At 71.8% G+C, this 17,233-nt stretch carries 17 protein-coding genes; 4 read left to right on the top strand and 13 right to left on the bottom strand.

Annotation, left to right across the window (positions count from 1 at the left end; genetic code table 11):
* Positions 1 to 157: 157 nt before the first annotated feature.
* From hisF to hisD, 8 genes are read right to left on the bottom strand one after another with little or no spacing between them, the layout of a single operon-like run.
* Positions 158 to 913 carry an imidazole glycerol phosphate synthase subunit HisF gene (hisF, locus tag ACFWFZ_RS33640; RefSeq protein ID WP_387127697.1) on the bottom strand — a complete coding sequence of 252 codons (756 nt, stop codon included), beginning with the start codon at positions 911 to 913 and terminating at the stop codon, positions 158 to 160.
* Positions 910 to 1,296 carry a RidA family protein gene (locus tag ACFWFZ_RS33635; RefSeq protein WP_387127695.1) on the bottom strand — a complete coding sequence of 129 codons (387 nt, stop codon included), beginning with the start codon at positions 1,294 to 1,296 and terminating at the stop codon, positions 910 to 912. The genes hisF and ACFWFZ_RS33635 overlap by 4 nt, the downstream gene beginning before the upstream one ends.
* The gene (gene priA, locus ACFWFZ_RS33630) at positions 1,293 to 2,024 is read right to left on the bottom strand and encodes a bifunctional 1-(5-phosphoribosyl)-5-((5-phosphoribosylamino)methylideneamino)imidazole-4-carboxamide isomerase/phosphoribosylanthranilate isomerase PriA (protein ID WP_387127693.1); all 732 of its coding nucleotides are present in this window, start codon (positions 2,022 to 2,024) and stop codon (positions 1,293 to 1,295) included. The genes ACFWFZ_RS33635 and priA overlap by 4 nt, the downstream gene beginning before the upstream one ends.
* Complete coding sequence (gene hisH / locus ACFWFZ_RS33625) at positions 2,024 to 2,674, bottom strand: imidazole glycerol phosphate synthase subunit HisH (protein WP_030665601.1); 651 nt, start codon at positions 2,672 to 2,674, stop codon at positions 2,024 to 2,026. Before hisH ends, priA begins: the two co-directional genes overlap by 1 nt.
* A complete protein-coding gene (locus ACFWFZ_RS33620) occupies positions 2,671 to 2,838 on the bottom strand; it encodes a hypothetical protein (RefSeq protein WP_030028108.1) in 168 nt (55 codons plus the stop codon). Before ACFWFZ_RS33620 ends, hisH begins: the two co-directional genes overlap by 4 nt.
* Before the next feature lie 2 nt (positions 2,839 to 2,840).
* Positions 2,841 to 3,434, bottom strand: a complete 594-nt coding sequence (gene hisB / locus ACFWFZ_RS33615) for an imidazoleglycerol-phosphate dehydratase HisB (protein ID WP_030028107.1) — start codon at positions 3,432 to 3,434, stop codon at positions 2,841 to 2,843.
* Entirely contained in the window at positions 3,431 to 4,558 is a 1,128-nt protein-coding gene (locus ACFWFZ_RS33610; RefSeq protein ID WP_387127690.1) for a histidinol-phosphate transaminase, read from the bottom strand. The genes hisB and ACFWFZ_RS33610 overlap by 4 nt, the downstream gene beginning before the upstream one ends.
* Positions 4,537 to 5,877, bottom strand: coding sequence for a histidinol dehydrogenase (gene hisD / locus ACFWFZ_RS33605; RefSeq protein ID WP_387127688.1), 1,341 nt, complete (start codon positions 5,875 to 5,877; stop codon positions 4,537 to 4,539). The genes ACFWFZ_RS33610 and hisD overlap by 22 nt, the downstream gene beginning before the upstream one ends.
* A gap of 125 nt (positions 5,878 to 6,002) precedes the next feature.
* On the opposite strand from hisD, the gene ACFWFZ_RS33600 reads away from it, so the two are divergent.
* Genes ACFWFZ_RS33600 through ybaK form a run of 3 tightly spaced genes read left to right on the top strand, consistent with a single transcriptional unit; the run spans position 6,003 to position 8,891 of the window.
* Positions 6,003 to 7,601: an oxidoreductase gene (locus ACFWFZ_RS33600; protein WP_387127685.1), complete on the top strand. Its 1,599-nt coding sequence runs from the start codon at positions 6,003 to 6,005 to the stop codon at positions 7,599 to 7,601.
* 34 nt (positions 7,602 to 7,635) lie between these two features.
* Entirely contained in the window at positions 7,636 to 8,373 is a 738-nt protein-coding gene (locus ACFWFZ_RS33595; protein ID WP_387127682.1) for an LON peptidase substrate-binding domain-containing protein, read from the top strand.
* A 23-nt stretch (positions 8,374 to 8,396) separates the two neighbouring features.
* Positions 8,397 to 8,891 carry a Cys-tRNA(Pro) deacylase gene (ybaK, locus tag ACFWFZ_RS33590; protein WP_387127679.1) on the top strand — a complete coding sequence of 165 codons (495 nt, stop codon included), beginning with the start codon at positions 8,397 to 8,399 and terminating at the stop codon, positions 8,889 to 8,891.
* 213 nt (positions 8,892 to 9,104) lie between these two features.
* On the opposite strand, the gene ACFWFZ_RS33585 is transcribed toward ybaK, so the two are convergent.
* From ACFWFZ_RS33585 to ACFWFZ_RS33570, 4 genes are all read right to left on the bottom strand, one after another.
* Positions 9,105 to 9,794 (bottom strand): hypothetical protein, encoded by a 690-nt coding sequence (locus ACFWFZ_RS33585; protein WP_387127676.1) that lies wholly within the window; start codon positions 9,792 to 9,794, stop codon positions 9,105 to 9,107.
* Between the two features lie 47 nt (positions 9,795 to 9,841).
* Positions 9,842 to 10,648 carry an ABC transporter permease gene (locus ACFWFZ_RS33580; RefSeq protein WP_387127701.1) on the bottom strand — a complete coding sequence of 269 codons (807 nt, stop codon included), beginning with the start codon at positions 10,646 to 10,648 and terminating at the stop codon, positions 9,842 to 9,844.
* A 68-nt stretch (positions 10,649 to 10,716) separates the two neighbouring features.
* Positions 10,717 to 11,754 carry an ABC transporter ATP-binding protein gene (locus tag ACFWFZ_RS33575; protein ID WP_387127673.1) on the bottom strand — a complete coding sequence of 346 codons (1,038 nt, stop codon included), beginning with the start codon at positions 11,752 to 11,754 and terminating at the stop codon, positions 10,717 to 10,719.
* 28 nt (positions 11,755 to 11,782) lie between these two features.
* Positions 11,783 to 13,090, bottom strand: coding sequence for an NYN domain-containing protein (locus tag ACFWFZ_RS33570; RefSeq protein WP_387127671.1), 1,308 nt, complete (start codon positions 13,088 to 13,090; stop codon positions 11,783 to 11,785).
* Between the two features lie 220 nt (positions 13,091 to 13,310).
* On the opposite strand from ACFWFZ_RS33570, the gene ACFWFZ_RS33565 reads away from it, so the two are divergent.
* Entirely contained in the window at positions 13,311 to 13,472 is a 162-nt protein-coding gene (locus ACFWFZ_RS33565; RefSeq protein WP_387127669.1) for a hypothetical protein, read from the top strand.
* Between the two features lie 138 nt (positions 13,473 to 13,610).
* Here ACFWFZ_RS33565 and dnaE read toward each other — a convergent pair whose 3' ends face one another.
* Positions 13,611 to 17,153: a DNA polymerase III subunit alpha gene (gene dnaE / locus ACFWFZ_RS33560; protein ID WP_387127667.1), complete on the bottom strand. Its 3,543-nt coding sequence runs from the start codon at positions 17,151 to 17,153 to the stop codon at positions 13,611 to 13,613.
* Positions 17,154 to 17,233 lie beyond the last annotated feature (80 nt).

Below are 17,233 nucleotides of genomic sequence, written 5' to 3'. Positions count from 1 at the left end.
CCCCCCCCACCCCCCACTCCCGACCCCGACCAGGGACACCACCCCCCAGCCCCGCCGGCGCTTGAGGCGCGACCACCGGCCCGCACCCGCGGAACGGCTCGCACCCGGGAACGCGGGCACGGCCCCGGAACTCGGCAGGCCGCGCCGGAGGCGAAGGTCAGCGGACCGGGTGGCCCGCTTCGCGGAGGGCCGACTTCACGTCGGCGATCCGGAGATCGCCGAAGTGGAACACCGACGCCGCCAGCACCGCATCCGCACCCGCCGCGATCGCCGGGGCGAAATCGGCCAGGCGGCCCGCGCCGCCCGAGGCGATCACCGGCACGGTGACGTGCTTGCGGACCGCCGCGATCATCTCGACGTCGTAGCCGTCCTTGGTGCCGTCCGCGTCCATCGAGTTGAGCAGGATCTCGCCCGCGCCCAGTTCCGCGGCCCGGTGCGCCCACTCGACCGCGTCGATGCCGGTGCCCTGCCGCCCACCGTGCGTGGTGACCTCGAAGGTCCCGGCGGCGGTGCGGCGCGCGTCCACGGACAGCACGAGGACCTGCCGTCCGAACCGCTCCGCGATCTCCTGGATCAGCTCGGGGCGGGCAATGGCGGCGGTGTTCACGCCCACCTTGTCCGCACCCGCGCGCAGGAGCTTGTCCACGTCGTCGGCCGTGCGGACGCCGCCGCCCACGGTCAGCGGGATGAAGACCTGCTCGGCGGTGCGCCGCACCACGTCGTAGGTGGTCTCGCGGTTCCCGGAGGACGCGGTGATGTCGAGGAAGGTCAGCTCGTCGGCGCCTTCGGCGTCGTACAGCTTGGCCATCTCCACCGGGTCGCCCGCGTCGCGCAGGTTCTGGAAGTTGACGCCCTTGACGACCCGGCCGTTGTCCACGTCCAGGCAGGGGATCACGCGTACGGCGAGGCTCATGCGGGCACCGCCTTGTACGCCTCGACCTCCACCTCGACGACCATCGACGGGTCGACGAAGCCGGAGACGATGAGCATCGTCGCGGCCGGGCGGACCGCGTCGAAGAGTTCCTTGTGGGCGCGGCCCACCTCGTCCACGTCGCGGGCGTGCGTCAGGTACATGCGGGTGCGGACGACGTCCTCGGAGCCGAGGCCGGCCTGGGCGAGGGCCTTGAAGGCGACGCCGAAGGCGGCGACGGCCTGGTCGTACGGGCCGCCCGCTTCGGCCGCGGTGCAGCCGGAGACGATCACGAGCCCGTTCGGGAGCTGCACGGCGCGGGAGTAGGCGATGACGTCCTCGTAGGGGCCGCCGGAGGAGATGCGGCGTACGGCGTCGGAACTCATGCGGAGACCACCTTCAGGGCTTCTTCCAGGGTGAAGGCCTTGGCGTACAGGGCTTTGCCGACGATCGCGCCCTCGACGCCCAGCGGCACCAGTTCGGACAGGGCCCGCAGGTCGTCCAGCGAGGAGACGCCGCCGGAGGCGACGACGGGCCGGTCGGTGGCGGCGCAGACGTTCTTCAGCAGCTCCAGGTTGGGGCCGGTGAGCGTGCCGTCCTTGCCGATGTCGGTGACGACGTAGCGGGCGCAGCCCTCGGAGTCGAGGCGGGCGAGGGTCTCGTACAGGTCGCCGCCCTCGCTGGTCCAGCCGCGGCCCTTGAGGGTGGTGCCGCGTACGTCGAGGCCGATGGCGATCTTGTCGCCGTGCTCGGCGATGGCCTTGGCGGCCCACTCGGGGGTCTCCAGGGCGGCGGTGCCGAGGTTGACGCGGGTGCAGCCGGTGGCGAGGGCCGCGGCGAGCGAGGCGTCGTCGCGGATGCCGCCGGACAGCTCGACCTTGATGTCCATGGCGCGGGTGATCTCGGCGACCAGGGCGCGGTTGTCGCCGGTGCCGAAGGCGGCGTCCAGGTCGACGAGGTGGAGCCATTCGGCGCCGGCGGCCTGCCAGGCGAGGGCTGCCTGCAGCGGGGAGCCGTAAGAGGTCTCGCTGCCGGAGACTCCGTGGACGAGGCGGACGGCCTGGCCGTCGCGCACGTCGACCGCGGGGAGGAGTTCGAGCGTGGGTGCGGTCATCAGAGGGTCTCGATCCAGTTGGTGAGGAGCTGGGCGCCGGCGTCGCCGGACTTCTCGGGGTGGAACTGGGTGGCCCACAGGGCCCCGTTCTCCACCGCCGCGACGAAGCGCTCGCCGTGGGTGGCCCAGGTGACCTTGGGGGCGCGGATCAGCGGGTTGGTGACTTCCAGGCTCCAGTCGCGGGCCGCGTAGGAGTGCACGAAGTAGAACCGGGCGTCGGCGTCCAGCCCGGCGAAGGCCTGGCTGTCGGCCGGGGCCTCGACGGTGTTCCATCCCATGTGGGGGACGATCGGGGCCTTGAGTGGGCCGACCGTGCCGGGCCACTCGTCGAGGCCTTCGGTCTCCACGCCGTGCTCGATGCCGCGTTCGAAGAGGATCTGCATGCCGACGCAGATGCCCATGACCGGGCGGCCGCCGGAGAGCCGGCGGCCGATGATCCAGTCGCCGCGGACGTCCTTGAGGCCCTGCATGCAGGCGGAGAAGGCGCCGACGCCGGGAACGAGGAGTCCGTCGGCGTCCATGGCCTTGTCGTAGTCGCGGGTGATCTCGACGTCCGCGCCGACGCGGGCGAGGGCGCGTTCGGCGGAGCGGACGTTGCCGAAGCCGTAGTCGAGGACGACGACCTTCTTGGTGGGGCGTGCTGTGCTCATTCCCAGATTCCTTGGATCCGCAGGACTCCGGCCGCCAGGCACATCGCGGAGGCGATGGCGAGCAGGACCACGACCGATTTGGGCATCTGCTGCTTCTGGAAGGAGTAGACGCCCCCGGCCAGGAACAGGCCGAGGACGATCAGGATGGTGTTCAGCCCGTTCACTGCTAGAGGGCGCCCTTCGTGGAGGGCAGGATGCCGGCGGCGCGCGGGTCGAACTCGGCGGCGTAGCGCAGCGCGCGGGCGAGGGCCTTGAACTGGCACTCCACGATGTGGTGGGCGTTGCGGCCGTAGGGGACGTGGACGTGCAGGGCGATCTGGGCCTGCGCGACGAAGGACTCCAGGATGTGCCGGGTCATCGTCGTGTCGTAGGAGCCGATCATCGGCGCCATGTTCTCGGGCTCGGTGTGCACGAGGTAGGGGCGGCCGGACAGGTCGACGGTGACCTGGGCGAGGGACTCGTCGAGCGGCACGGTGCAGTTGCCGAAGCGGTAGATGCCCACCTTGTCGCCGAGGGCCTGCTTGAAGGCGGCGCCGAGCGCGAGGGCGGTGTCCTCGATGGTGTGGTGGGAGTCGATGTGCAGGTCGCCGTCGGTCTTGACGGTGAGGTCGAAGAGGCCGTGGCGGCCGAGCTGGTCGAGCATGTGGTCGTAGAAGCCCACGCCCGTCGAGACGTCGACCTGGCCGGTTCCGTCGAGGTTTATCTCGACGACGACGGAGGTCTCCTTGGTGGTCCGTTCGACCCGTCCGATGCGGCTCATGCGTGCTGCTCCTTCTTCAGTGCGCGAACCGCTTCCAGGAACGCGTCGTTCTCTGCCGGGGTGCCGGCGGTGACCCGCAGCCGGCCGGGTACGCCGTTGTCCCGGACCAGGACCCCGTGGTCGAGGATCTTCTGCCAGGCGGTGTGGGAGTCCTCGAACGTGCCGAACTGGATGAAGTTCGCGTCGGACTCGGTGACCTCGTAGCCGATGGCGCGCAGTTCGGTGACGAGGCGGTCCCGCTCGGCCTTGAGCTGCTCGACGTAGCCGAGCAGGGTGTCGGTGTGCTCCAGGGCGGCGAGTGCCGTGGCCTGGGTGACGGCGGACAGGTGGTACGGCAGGCGCACCAGCTGTACGGCGTCGACGACGGCGGGGTGTGCGGCCAGGTAGCCCAGGCGCAGGCCGGCCGCGCCGAAGGCCTTGGACATGGTCCGGGAGATCACCATGTTGGGGCGGCCCTCGATGAGGGGCAGCAGCGAGTCCCGGTGGCTGAACTCCACGTAGGCCTCGTCGACGATGACGAGGGAGGGCTTGGCCGCCTGGGCCGCCTCGTAGAGGGCCAGGACGGTCTCCGCGTCGACCGCGGTGCCCGTGGGGTTGTTGGGCGAGGTGATGAAGACGACGTCGGGGGCGTGCTCGGCGATGGCCCGCTCGGCGGCCTCCACGTCGAGGCGGAAGTCCTCGCGGCGCGGGCCGGAGATCCACCCCGTGCCGGTGCCGCGGGAGATCAGCGCGTGCATGGAGTAGGAGGGCTCGAAGCCGATCGCGGTGCGGCCGGGCCCGCCGAAGGTCTGCAGCAGTTGCTGGATGACCTCGTTGGAGCCGTTGGCGGCCCATACGTTCTCCCGCGCGACCGGGTGCTTGCCGGTACGGGTGAGGTAGGCGGCCAGTTCGGTGCGCAGCTCGACCGCGTCCCGGTCCGGGTAGCGGTTGAGGGTGCGGGCGGCGTCGGCGACGCGCTCGGCGATGCGCGCGACGAGCTCCGGGGGGAGCTCGTAGGGGTTCTCGTTGGTGTTCAGCTGGACGGGGACGTCGAGCTGCGGGGCGCCGTACGGGCTCTTGCCGCGCAGTTCGTCCCGGATGGGGAGGTCGTCGATTCCGATGCTCACGGGGTGGGGACCTTCCATCCGAAGCGTGCCTTGAGGGCGGCGCCGTGGGCGGGCAGGTCCTCGGCCTCGGCGAGGGTCACCACGTGGTGGGTGACCTCGGCGAGGGCGTCGCGGGTGTAGTCGACGATGTGGATGCCGCGCAGGAAGGACTGCACGGACAGCCCCGAGGAGTGGCAGGCGCAGCCGCCGGTGGGCAGTACGTGGTTGGAGCCGGCGCAGTAGTCGCCGAGGGAGACCGGGGCCCACGGGCCGACGAAGATCGCGCCGGCGTTGCGGACGCGGGCTGCCCAGGCGGCGGCGTCGGCGGTCTGGATCTCCAGGTGCTCGGCGCCGTAGGCGTCGACGACCTTGAGGCCGTCCTCCAGGCTGTCGACCAGCACGATCGCGGACTGCTTGCCGGCGAGGGCGGGCTTGATCCGGTCCTCGACGTGCTTGGTCGCGGCGACCTGCGGCTCCAGCTCCTTCTCGACGGCGTCGGCGAGCTCCGCGGAGTCCGTGACGAGGACGGCCGCGGCCAGCGGGTCGTGCTCGGCCTGGCTGATGAGGTCGGCGGCGACGTGCACGGGGTCGGCCGTGGAGTCGGCGAGGACGGCGATCTCGGTCGGGCCGGCCTCGGTGTCGATGCCGATCCTGCCGGTGAAGTAGCGCTTGGCGGCGGCGACCCAGATGTTGCCGGGGCCGGTGACCATGTTGGCGGGAAGGCAGTCCTCGGTGCCGTAGGCGAACATCGCGACGGCCTGGGCTCCGCCGACCGCGTACACCTCGTCCACGCCGAGCAGCGCGCACGCGGCCAGGATGGTGGGGTGCGGCAGTCCGCCGGCCGGGTCACCTTCAAAAGCTGGCTTCTGCGGCGGGGACGCGAGCGCGATCGACTCGACGCCCGCCTCCTGGGCCGGTACGACGTTCATGACGACGGAGGACGGGTACACCGAGCGGCCGCCCGGGGCATACAGCCCCACGCGTTCCACCGGAACCCATTTCTCGGTCACGGTGCCGCCGGGGACCACCTGGGTGGTGTGCTCGGTGCGGCGCTGTTCGCGGTGCACGATCCGGGCGCGCCGGATCGACTCCTCCAGGGCCGCGCGGACGGCCGGGTCGAGCTCGTCGAGGGCGGTCGCGAGCGCCTCCGCGGGCACCCTGACCTGCTCCAGCGTCACCCCGTCGAATTTCTGCGCGTACTCGATCAGCGCCGCCGTGCCACGATGATGGACGTCCTCGCAGATGGGCCGCACCTTCTCCAGGGCGGCTTCCACGTCGAACTCGGCACGGGGCAGCAGGTCGCGCAGGGCGCCGCCCTCGGGGAGGGCGTCACCGCGCAGGTCGATACGAGAGATCACCTCCCAATTCTCTCAGACCGATTCGTGCCACCGTCCGCCCGTATCACTGGCTGATACACGCCCCGGACGTCACAGGTGCCCGTTAGCGTTCGCGTACACGTACACGACGGCGGAGGGGGACCGCGGTGACCGAGGCGGGCGCGGACGGGTGTCCGGCGGATCTCAGCGCCTCCGAGCGCCGTATGTGGGACGCCTTCCGCACGGGCAGCGTCTGTGACCTCAGTGCGCGCGCCGCCGACGTGGACGATCCGCACGGCGACCACGTCTGGGGGTCGGGGCGCAGCGTCCGAGCCGGTGTGGTGGCGCTGCTGCTGCTGCACGGTCCGCCGCCGGTGCCGGGCCGGGTGGCCTCCCTGAAGCTGCGCGGCGTACGGATCACCGGGCGGCTGGATCTGTCCGGTGGGGCCGTTGCTCCGTACGTGGAGCTGCGGTCCTGCCGCTTCGACAGCGAGATCCAGCTGTCCGAGGCCCGCTTCGGCACGTTGCGCCTGGTCAACTGTGCGATCCCGCGGCTAGAGGCGGCCCGGCTGCACACGGAGGGCGATCTGCACGTGCCGCGCTGCCGGGTGGCGCGCGGGATCCGGCTGACCGACGCGCAGATCGGCACCGACCTGCTGGTCAGCCAGGCGGTGGTGCAGCGGGACAACAAGGGCCGGGCGATCGCCGCCGACGGGATGTCGGTCGCGCAGGACTTCCAGGGCGAGCTGCTGGAGGCGTACGGGGAGGTGAGCCTGCGCGGCGCGAAGGTCGGCGTGTCGATGAACCTGCGCGGGGCCCGGCTGTGCAATCCGTCCGGGCGGTACGCGCTGAACGCGCCGCAGCTGACCGTGGAGCGGACCTTGTACCTGACCGCGATCGCCATGGGCTACGGGCGCGGCGGCTCGGGCTCCTCCACTCCCCCGTACGGGCTGGGCCGGACGCCGATGCCGGGGCAGCGGGCGCAGCCGTTCGAGTGCCGGGGCGGGCTGCGGCTGGACGACGGCCGGTTCGGGGACGCCATCGACTTCTACGGCGCGCGGTTCCAGCTCACGGACGAGCAGGAGATATCCCTGCGCCGGATCCAGACGCCGGAGTTCCGCTTCGTCGGTGAGGGGCCGGCTCGCGGCCGGGTGGTGGTGTCCGGGGCCAAGGTGGTCAAGCTCGTCGACACCTCCACGAGCTGGCCGGGCCCGGGCGGGCTGTCCATCGAGGGTTTCGAGTACGAGGACATCGCGCCCCGCGGCCACTTCCCCCTGTCCCGCAGGCTGGCCTGGCTGGAGGCGGCCACCCCCGAGTACTCGCCGGGGCCGTACGAGCGGCTGGCGGCCGTACTGCGGGCCAGCGGCGAGGACGCGGACGCGCGCGAGGTGCTGCTGGCCAAGCAGCGGCGGCGCCGGGCCACGCTGCCGCCGGGGCCGAAGGCGTGGGGGTACCTGCAGGACTGGACGGTGGTCTACGGCTACCGGCCCGGGCGGGCCGCGCTGTGGATGGCGGTGCTGTGGGCGGCGGGGGCGCTGCTGTTCTCCCAGCTCGACCCGCCGGCGATCAAGAAGGACGAGCATCCGGAGTGGAACGCCCCGCTATACGCCCTGGATCTGCTGCTCCCGGTGATCGACCTCGGCCAGCAGGGGCAATGGAAACTGGCGGGCGGCTGGCAGTGGGGGGCGGCGGGTCTCGTCATCATGGGCTGGATCCTGGCCACGACGGTGGCGGCGGGGGCCTCCCGGCTGCTGCGGCGGGGGTGACGGGGCGCGTCCGCGGACGATTACGCTGTGCGTCGTGACCACCGTTCGCCTGCCCCTCTTCCCGCTGAACTCGGTGCTGTTCCCGGGACTCGTGCTCCCGCTGAACGTCTTCGAGGAGCGTTATCGCGCCATGATGCGCGAGCTGCTGAAGACGGGTGAGGACGAGCCGCGCCGTTTCGCGGTCGTCGCGATCCGCGACGGCCGGGAGGTCGCCCCGACCGCGCCCGGCCTGCCGGACCCGACGTCGCTGCCCGATCGGGGCCCGGCGGCGGGCTTCGGCTCGGATCCGATCCAGGCGTTCCACCGGGTGGGCTGCGTCGCGGAGGCGGCGACGATCCGGGAGCGGGGCGACGGCAGCTTCGAGGTCCTCGCGACCGGTACGACGCGGGTCCGGCTGCTGTCGGTCGATTCCTCGGGGCCCTTCCTGACGGCCGAGCTGGAGGAGCTCCCGGAGGACGCGGGCGACGGTGCCGGGGTCCTCGCGGAGGGCGTGCTGCGGGCCTTCCGCAACTACCAGAAGCGGCTGGCGGGGGCCCGCGAGCGGTCCCTGACGGGCGCGGACCTCCCCGACGAGCCGTCGGTGGTCTCCTACCTGGTGGCCGCGGCGGCGGTGCTGGACATCCCGGCGAGGCAGCGGCTGCTGCAGGCGCCGGACACGGCGACGCGGCTGGCGGAGGAGCTGAAGCTGCTGCGCACGGAGACTGCGGTGATCCGCCACCTGCCGTCGCTGCCGGCGGTGGAACTGACCAGGGCTCCGACCAGCCCCAACTGACGAGCGCGACCGACGGGGGACCGATGGCGAAGAAGACGAAGCAGGCGGCCGGCACACCGGCGGTCGTGGCCCTGACGGCGGCCGGGGTCGCCTTCACCACGCACGCGTACGAGCACGACCCGGCGCACCCCTCGTACGGCGAGGAGGCGGCGGAGGCCATGGGCGTCTCGCCGACGCAGGTCTTCAAGACGCTCGTGGCGGACGTGGACGGCGTCCTGACGGTGGCGGTGGTCCCGGTCTCGGGGTCGCTGGACCTGAAGGCCCTGGCGACGGCGGTGGGCGGCAAGCGGGCGGCGATGGCCGATCCGGCCCTGGCGGAGCGCACCACGGGCTACGTCCGCGGCGGCATCTCCCCGCTGGGGCAGCGCAAGCGGCTGCGCACGGTGATCGACGAGTCCGCGACGACGCACCCCACGATCTGCTGCTCGGCGGGCCGCCGCGGCCTGGAGGTCGAACTCTCTCCGACGGACCTGGCCACCCTCACCTCGGCCACCCTGGCCACGATCGCCCGCCCGTAGGGTCTGTATCGGGTTGCCCCGCGGGGCAACCCGATACAGACCCTAGTCCCCTCCCCGGCCACCGGGCCCCCTTCCAGCCCCGCCGACTTTCGAGGCGCGGGCCAGGGCAGCGCCCGGCGGGGACCGGGGCGCAGTCCCGGGAAACGGAGAAAGGGCGGGGCGGGGACAGGCTCCGCGCAGCGGCGGGTCCAGCGGCCGACCACCCCGGAGGGGTCAGGCGCGCGGGGCCTCCGACGCAGTCGGCCCGGTGTCGGTGGGCGGCAGCGACCGCTCGGCCGCCGCCGGCGGCGCCGGCTGGTAGTACCCGCTCCACCCGGCCAGCGGATCCGGCTCCGGATCCCGCGGCGTCCACAGCGCGGTGAAGCCCAGGTGCAGCAGCACGGCGGTCATCGGCCAGGCCAGCAGCGCCCCGTGCGCCATCAGCTCCAGCGGCGCGTCGAACGGCACCCCCTTGCCGGCCGCGGCCGCGAGGGCGGCCAGGTCGGACGACGAGGTCCCGAGCCACAGCCCGAACCGCCACCCGGCGAGCGCGGCGAAGCCGGACCCGACGGCGAGCCCGATCACCAGCGGCACGCCGCCGGCCCGGCGCCACAGGAACGTGCCGACGGCGCTGAGCAGGCCCAGCCCCACCGACAGCAGGAAGAAGGTCCCGTCGGCGGCGATCCGCGCTTCGCTCTCGCTGTTGCGCAGGAACACCGCCTCCCCGTTGGAGACGTACTGCACGCGCGGCGCCAGCCACACCCACAGCAGTCCGAGGAGCAGTCCGGCCACCCCGACCGCCAGGGCCACGACGGCCCCGTCGCGGACGTCCGCCGGCGTGATGCCCGCGGCGGTGTCATCCGGCTTCTCGGGCGGCGAGGGCGGCGGGTCGAACGGGGACTGCGGGGTCACGGCTTCGGTCACCCCCACATCGTGCCAGGTGTACCCGGCTGCGGCGTGGGCGGACCGCGTCAGCGCACCGAAGCCCGCCGGTACGCCCAGGTCGCGACCGCCAGGGAGGCGACCCCGACGGCCGCGCACACGCCGAGGTCGACGGCGACGGCTGCCCAGTCAGGCTCCGGTTCGAAGGTCCGCGCGAACGCCTCCACCCCGTATGTGGACGGCAGCAGGTCCCGCGCCCACACGATGAGGGCCGGCATCCGCTCGGGCGGCAGCACCCCGAGCAGCAGCGCCGCCGACATGCCGAGCTGTCCGGCGAGGGTGGCCAGCTCCTGGCGCGGTGCCAGCAGCCCCAGCGCCGCGCCGAGCCCGGCCAGCGCGGCCCCGGCCAGCGGCACGACGGCGGCCAGGATCCACAGGCCGCCGATCGGCAGGCCGAAGAGCAGGCATCCGAAGAGCGCGGTGACCAGCGTCCCCGGCAGCGTGAAGGAGGCGTACGCGGCGGCCGTGCCCAGCACCACCGAGGCGGGCGGCACCGGCAGGGTGGCGTAGTGGTCGAGTCCGCCGCCGGCCCGCAGCTGCCCGAAGTACTGGGCGAGCAGGTTCAGCGCGACGAAGGCGACGACGAGCACCGAGGAGCCGGCCACGACGGCGCGGGCCTCCGAGCCCCCGTCGACGACGCCCCGCATCAGGATCATGATCCCGACGGACTGGAAGGTGGCCACGAACAGCAGCGGTATCCGCGCCACCCGCGCCCGGGACAGCTGCGCCCGGTAGACGGCGGCCAGCGAGGGGAAGAACCGCGCGCCGGGCGCCAGCGGCGCGGGCTGGGGTGCCGGTGCCGGTGCGCAGTCCGTGGTGTCGCCGGCCGGCGACACCACCGGCGCGGGTGGCGCCGCGGCGTCGGGCGCGAGCGCGGCCCGGACGGCTCCGGTCGAGCGGTCGCTCACGACTTCACCAGCCCTTTCGTCCTGCCGCCGAGGGCCAGGTACACGTCTTCGAGGCTGGGGGTGGCCAGGGTGAAGTCGTCGAGCGCGGCGAAGGCGGGGCCCCCGGTGACGGCGGCCACCGCAGCCCGCGCCTCGTCCGGCGCCAGCCGCAGTACCCAGCGGCGCCCCGACTCGGCGGCCCGGGTGTGCAGCCGGGCGACCTCCGGTACCTCCAGCGGAGCGCTGTCGCGCCACACCAGTTCCAGCCGGACCTCGCCCGAGACCTTCGCCTTCAGCGCGGCCGGCGTGTCGCAGGCGATGACCCTGCCCTGGTCGATGACGGCGACCCGGTCGAGGACGGTCTCGGCCTCGATGACGTTGTGGGTGACGAGCAGGACGGTCGCGCCGTGCTGTGCGCGGCGCCGGTCCACGGCCGCCCACACGGCCCGCCGGGCCACGGGGTCCATGCCGGTGGTGGGTTCGTCGAGGACCAGTACGGGCCGCTCCCCCACGAGCGCGGTGGCGAAGCAGGCGAGGCGCCGCTGGCCGCCGGAGAGCTTCTTCAGGGGCCGCTCGGCGATCGCGGTCAGCCCGAGTTCCTCCAGCACGGCGTCGCGCGCCGTCCTGGCCGCGCGCAGGTCGAGTCCGCGCAGCCGCCCGGTGGTCTCGGCGGCCAGTGCCACCGTGAGCTCGTCCAGCGCCGTGGACTCCTGCCCGAGGTAGGCGAGCAGGCGGGAGGCGCGTCCGGGGTGGCGTACGAGGTCGTGGCCGAGGAGGGTCACGGTGCCCGAGTCGGGCCGCATCAGGCCGGTGAGCTGGCGGACCAGGGTGGACTTTCCGGCGCCGTTGGGGCCGAGCAGGCCGAAGATCTCGCCGCGCCGGACGTCGAGGGTGACGCCGTCGTTGGCGCGGGTCTCGGGCAGGGCGGGGGCTCCGCGCCGGCCGCGTACCGCGGGGTACGTCTTGACCAGGTCACGCACCGCGCAGACCACGTCCGGCGCCGCTCCCGCGGCCGCCGCCGTGCTGTCCTGCGCCTGTGCTGTGCCCGTACTCACGAGGGAGCAGCCTACGGGGTTCCCGCCCCTACTCGGCCGCCGGGGTCAGCGGGGCGGGCAGGTCGGCGGGTGCGGTTCCGGGCGCGGCGGCCGGTACCGCCGCGACGTGCTCGGCGGCGGCGCGGACGTCGATCTCCCTCCAGAACCCGGCGCGGATGGCGTAGCGGTCGTGCTCGTCGATCTGGTCGTCCTTGTGCGCGAGCAGGCCGAAGCGGGCGGCGTAGCGCAGCAGCTCGCCGTCGATCCGGTGCGGGATGCGCGGGTACATGGTGGCCAGTTTCTGCAGGTGCACGGTCTCCGGGAGGCGCTCCATCCAGCGCCGGGCGAACACCTGTCCCACCTCGAACGGGTCGCCGCCGACGGTGGTGATGTCCTCCTCGCGGTCCGCCCAGCGCTGTTCGGCGCTGGTGAGCTGGGCGAGGGTGGGCAGGGAGGCGGTCTCGGCGGGTTCGCCGAGGGGTCCCGCGCGGTCGATCCAGCCCTTGTCGGAGGACCATCGCAGGGCGCTGGCGGGGGCGGGCGCGCTGCTCGCGGCGGCGTGCGGGCCGCTGTGCGCGCCGGGGGCGCGCAGGGCTCCGGCGAGGTCCTTGGGCGTGGGGACGGTCTTTCCGCCGGGGGTGGTGGGCGCCGGTACGGGGACGCCCTCCCCGTCGTCGTCCGCGGGGGCGGCGGCGCCGTTTCGGGCGGCCTCGGCGAGTGCGGCCTCGGGCAGCGGCGCCGAGAGGATGGCGGCGATGTCGGGGCGGGGTGCGGGCGGCGGGGAGCAGAGTCCGGTGAGGTCCTTGGCGCGGACGGCCCGGGTGATCCAGGCGCGGTCGAGGACGCGGCGTTCGTCGGCTTCGGCGACGAGGTCCTCGGACTGGTTGTAGTCGCCGTCGGCGGCCTGGACGGCCCACAGATGGACGGCGACGCCGTGCTCCTTGGCGGACATCAGGCCAGGCAGCAGGTCGCCGTCGCCGGTCACGAGGACCACGTCGGAGCAGGCGCGGTTGCGGGCGAGCTCGGTGAGCTCGGCGTGCATGGCGGCGTCGACGCCCTTCTGGGCCCAGCGGCCGTCGCTGCGGGTCAGGGCGCCGAGGCGGACGGTGACGCGGGACATGACGCGCAGCCTGCGGTGTTCGGGCTGGGGCACCCGGTCGGGTGCGCCGTCGAACCAGTAGATGCGCAGCAGGGGCTGCTCGGTGTCGGCTTCGGCCCGCTCGCGCAGGCCCTGGATGAGGGCGGCATGGTCGACGGTGATCCGGGAGCGGGAGGGCTCCCCGGCGAGAAGGCTGGCGGCGGCGCCCAGCAGGTAGCCGGCGTCCACCAGGACGACGCAGCGGTCCACGCGTTCCACCCTCTTCCCTGGGGTCCCCATGTCGTTTTCCGGGGTTCCCCGAGTCTGCCCGACCTCAAGGGTGTTGAAGGCCGGAACTCGATCATCGGCGTGGCGGATCTCACGCGGCGGCGGGCAGCCGCTCTCGGCTACGCGCAGCAATGATCCAAAATGCGCGGTTTCTGGCGCTGTGTGAGGGTGAAGGCGGTCCTGGCCCCTAGACCCTCACGGAGGCTCCACCATGGCCAAGAACAAGAACCAGAAGCAGCCGGCGAAGCAGCAGACCCGCTCGTCCGGACAGGACATGTCGCGCTCGTCGGATTCCCACGAGCAGCCGTCCCAGGCGCCGAGTCCCATGGACCTGGCCCACAAGAGCAAGCAGAAGAAGTTCGGCCACAACTGACGTCCCCTGCTGACGTCCCCCGCTGACGTCCTCCGCGTCGGTCTGTGAAGACCGCAAGTGGCGAAGGGCCTGCCCGGCAGCACCGGGCAGGCCCTTCGTCGTGCGTGGCGGCCAGCGGGCTGTCCCGCCGGGCCGCGGCTATCCGGCCAGGCAGGACGGTCCGAGCAGGACCTTGAGGTCGCCGAAGAGGGCCGGGTCGGGCTGTACGCGGTGCCGGTCGAGGCGCAGCACGGTGGTCGTCCGCGGCCCCTGGAGCTTGATCCGCACCTCGGTGTTGCCCTTGTGGTGGCGCAGGATCTCCCCCAGACGGGTCACCATCGGGGGTGTGACCTTGACCGTGGGGATGGTCAGGACCACGGGCGCGTTGGTGCCGGCGGAGGAGAGGTCGGGGACCATCATCTCCATGGCGACCAGGCGGGGGACGTCCTCGCGCTTGTCGAGGCGGCCCTTGACGAAGACGACGGTGTCCTCGACCAGCTGGGTGGAGACGAGCTGGTAGGTCGCGGGGAAGAACATGCACTCGATGGAGCCGGCCAGGTCCTCGACGGTGGCGATGGCCCAGGCGTTGCCCTGCTTGGTCATCTTGCGCTGGAGGCCGGAGATGATGCCGCCGATGGTGACGACGGCGCCGTCGGAGTGCTCGCCGCCGGTGAGCTGGGAGATACCGGCGTCCGTCTTGTCGGAGAGGACGTGCTCCAGGCCGAAGAGCGGGTGGTCGGAGACGTAGAGGCCGAGCATCTCGCGCTCCTGGGCGAGCAGGTAGGACTTCTCCCACTCGACGTCGGAGAACTCCACGTCGAGGCCGAAGCCGGGCTCGTCGCCGCTGTCCTCGTCACCCATTCCGCCGAAGAGGTCGAACTGTCCCTCCGCCTCCTTGCGCTTGACGGCGACCACGTTGTCGATCATGGACTCGTGGTGGGCGACCAGGCCCTTGCGGGTGTGGCCCATCTCGTCGTAGGCGCCGGCCTTGATCAGCGACTCGATGGTCCGCTTGTTGCAGACGACGGCCTCGACCTTGTCGAGGAAGTCGGGGAAGGAGGAGTACTTCCCCTTGGCCTTCCTGGTCTTGATGATCGAGTCGACGACGTTCTGGCCGACGTTGCGGACGGCGGTGAGGCCGAAGAGGATCACGTCGTCGCCCTGGGCGGCGAAGTTCGACTCGGACTCGTTGACGTTCGGCGGGAGCACCTTGATGCCCATGCGGCGGCACTCGTTCAGGTAGATCGCGGACTTGTCCTTGTCGTCCTTGACCGAGGTGAGCAGGCCCGCCATGTACTCGGCCGGGTAGTTCGCCTTGAGGTAGGCGGTCCAGTAGGAGACCAGGCCGTACGCGGCCGAGTGGGCCTTGTTGAAGGCGTAGCCGGCGAAGGGGACCAGGACGTCCCAGAGCTTCTGGATGGCCTCGTCGGAGTAGCCGTTCTTGCGGGCGCCCTCCTGGAAGATCGTGAAGTTCTTCGCCAGTTCCTCGGGCTTCTTCTTGCCCATGACGCGGCGCAGGATGTCGGCCTCGCCGAGCGAGTAGCCGGCGATGATCTGGGCGGCCTTCTGGACCTGCTCCTGGTAGACGATCAGGCCGTAGGTGACCGCGAGCACCTCTTCGAGCGGCTTCTCCAGCTCGGGGTGGATCGGGGTGATCTCCTGCTGCTTGTTCTTGCGCAGGGCGTAGTTGGTGTGGGAGTTCATGCCCATCGGGCCCGGGCGGTACAGGGCCGACACGGCGGAGATGTCTTCGAAGTTGTCGGGCTTCATCAGGCGCAGCAGGGAGCGCATGGGTCCGCCGTCGAACTGGAAGACGCCGAGGGTGTCGCCCCGGCCGAGCAGCTCGAAGGTCTTGGGGTCGTCGAGCGGGAGGGCCAGGAGGTCGATGTCGATCCCCTTGTTGGCCTTCACCATCTTGACGGCGTCGTCCATGATCGTGAGGTTGCGCAGGCCGAGGAAGTCCATCTTCAGCAGGCCGAGCGACTCGCAGCTCGGGTAGTCCCACTGGGTGATGGTGACGCCGTCGGTGTGCCGCACCCAGACGGGAACGTGGTCGGTGATGGTCTCGCTGGACATGATCACGCCGGCGGCGTGCACGCCCATCTGGCGGACCAGGCCCTCCACACCGCGGGCGGTGTCGATGACCTTCTTCACGTCGGGTTCGTTCTCGTACATGCTGCGGATCTCGCCGGCCTCGCTGTAGCGGGGGTGCGAGGGGTCGAGGATGCCGGAGAGCGGGATGCCCTTGCCGAGGACGTCGGCGGGCATGGCCTTGGTGAGGCGGTCGCCCATGGCGTACGGGTAGCCCAGGACGCGCGCCGAGTCCTTGATCGCGTTCTTGGCCTTGATGGTGCCGTAGGTGCCGATCATGGCGACCTTGTCCTGGCCGTACTTCTCCGTCACGTACCGGATCACCTCGACGCGCCGGCGCTCGTCGAAGTCGATGTCGACGTCGGGCATGGAGACGCGCTCCGGGTTGAGGAAGCGCTCGAAGATCAGGCCGTGCGGGATGGGGTCGAGGTCGGTGATGCCCATGGCGTAGGCGACGATCGAGCCGGCCGCGGAGCCTCGGCCGGGGCCGACCGCGATGCCCTGGTTCTTGGCCCACATGATGAAGTCGGCGACGACGAGGAAGTAGCCCGGGAAGCCCATCGAGATGATCGTGTCCATCTCGTACTCGACCTGCTTCATGCGGTCCTCGGGGATGCCCCCGGGGAAGCGGCGGTGCATGCCGCGCATGGTCTCCTCGCGGAACCAGGTGACCTCGGTGTAGCCGTCCGGGATGTCGAACTTCGGCATCAGGTTCCGGAACGTGAACATGCCCTCGGTGTCGACCTGGTCCGCGACCAGCTTGGTGTTGGCGCAGCCCTCCTGCCAGGCGTCCGAGGAGTCGATGGCGTACATCTCGTCGGTCGACTTCAGGTAGTAGCCGGAGCCGTCGAAGCGGAAGCGGTCGGGGTCCGAGAGGTTCTTGCCGGTCTGGATGCACAGCAGGGCGTCGTGGGCGGCGGCCTCGCTGGCGTAGGTGTAGTGCGAGTCGTTCGTCACCAGCGGCGGGATGCCGAGCTTCTTGCCGATCTCCAGCAGTCCGTCGCGGACCCGGCGCTCGATCTCGATGCCGTGGTCCATCAGCTCCAGGAAGTAGCGGTCCTTGCCGAAGATGTCCTGGTACTCGGAGGCCGACTTCAGGGCCTCGTCGAACTGGCCGAGGCGCAGCCGGGTCTGCAGCTCACCGGAGGGGCAGCCGGTGGAGGCGATCAGGCCCTCGGACCACTTGCTGATGGTCTCCTTGTCCATGCGCGGCCACTTGGTGAGCCAGCCCTCGGCGTAGGCGTCGGAGGACAGCCGGAAGAGGTTGTGCAGGCCGGTGGCGTTCGCCGCCCAGATCGTCTTGTGGGTGTAACCGCCGGAACCGGAGACGTCGTCGCGCTTCTGGTGGGGCTGGCCCCACTGGATGCGGCGCTTGTTGCGCCGGGACTCGGGGGCGACGTACGCCTCGATGCCGATGATCGGCGTGATGCCCGCCTTCTGGGCGGAGTGGAAGAAGTCGTAGGCCCCGTGCAGGTTGCCGTGGTCGGACATGGCGATGTGCGTCATGCCCATCTCGTTGCACGCGTTGAACATGTCCTTCAGCCGCGCGGCACCGTCCAGCAGCGAGTACTGGGTGTGGACGTGCAGGTGCGTGAACGGCGTCTTGGTCACGGCGCTGGTCTCCTGGCGGCGGGGGGAGGGGGGCAGCTTTGAATCCTACGTCCCACGGGTGACAGATCCGGGGCACGCAG

Origin of the sequence: Streptomyces sp. NPDC060232 (assembly GCF_042726555.1) — a bacterium.
Taxonomy (GTDB): Bacteria; Actinomycetota; Actinomycetes; order Streptomycetales; family Streptomycetaceae; genus Streptomyces.
This window is presented reverse-complemented; position numbering and strand designations above follow the sequence as displayed.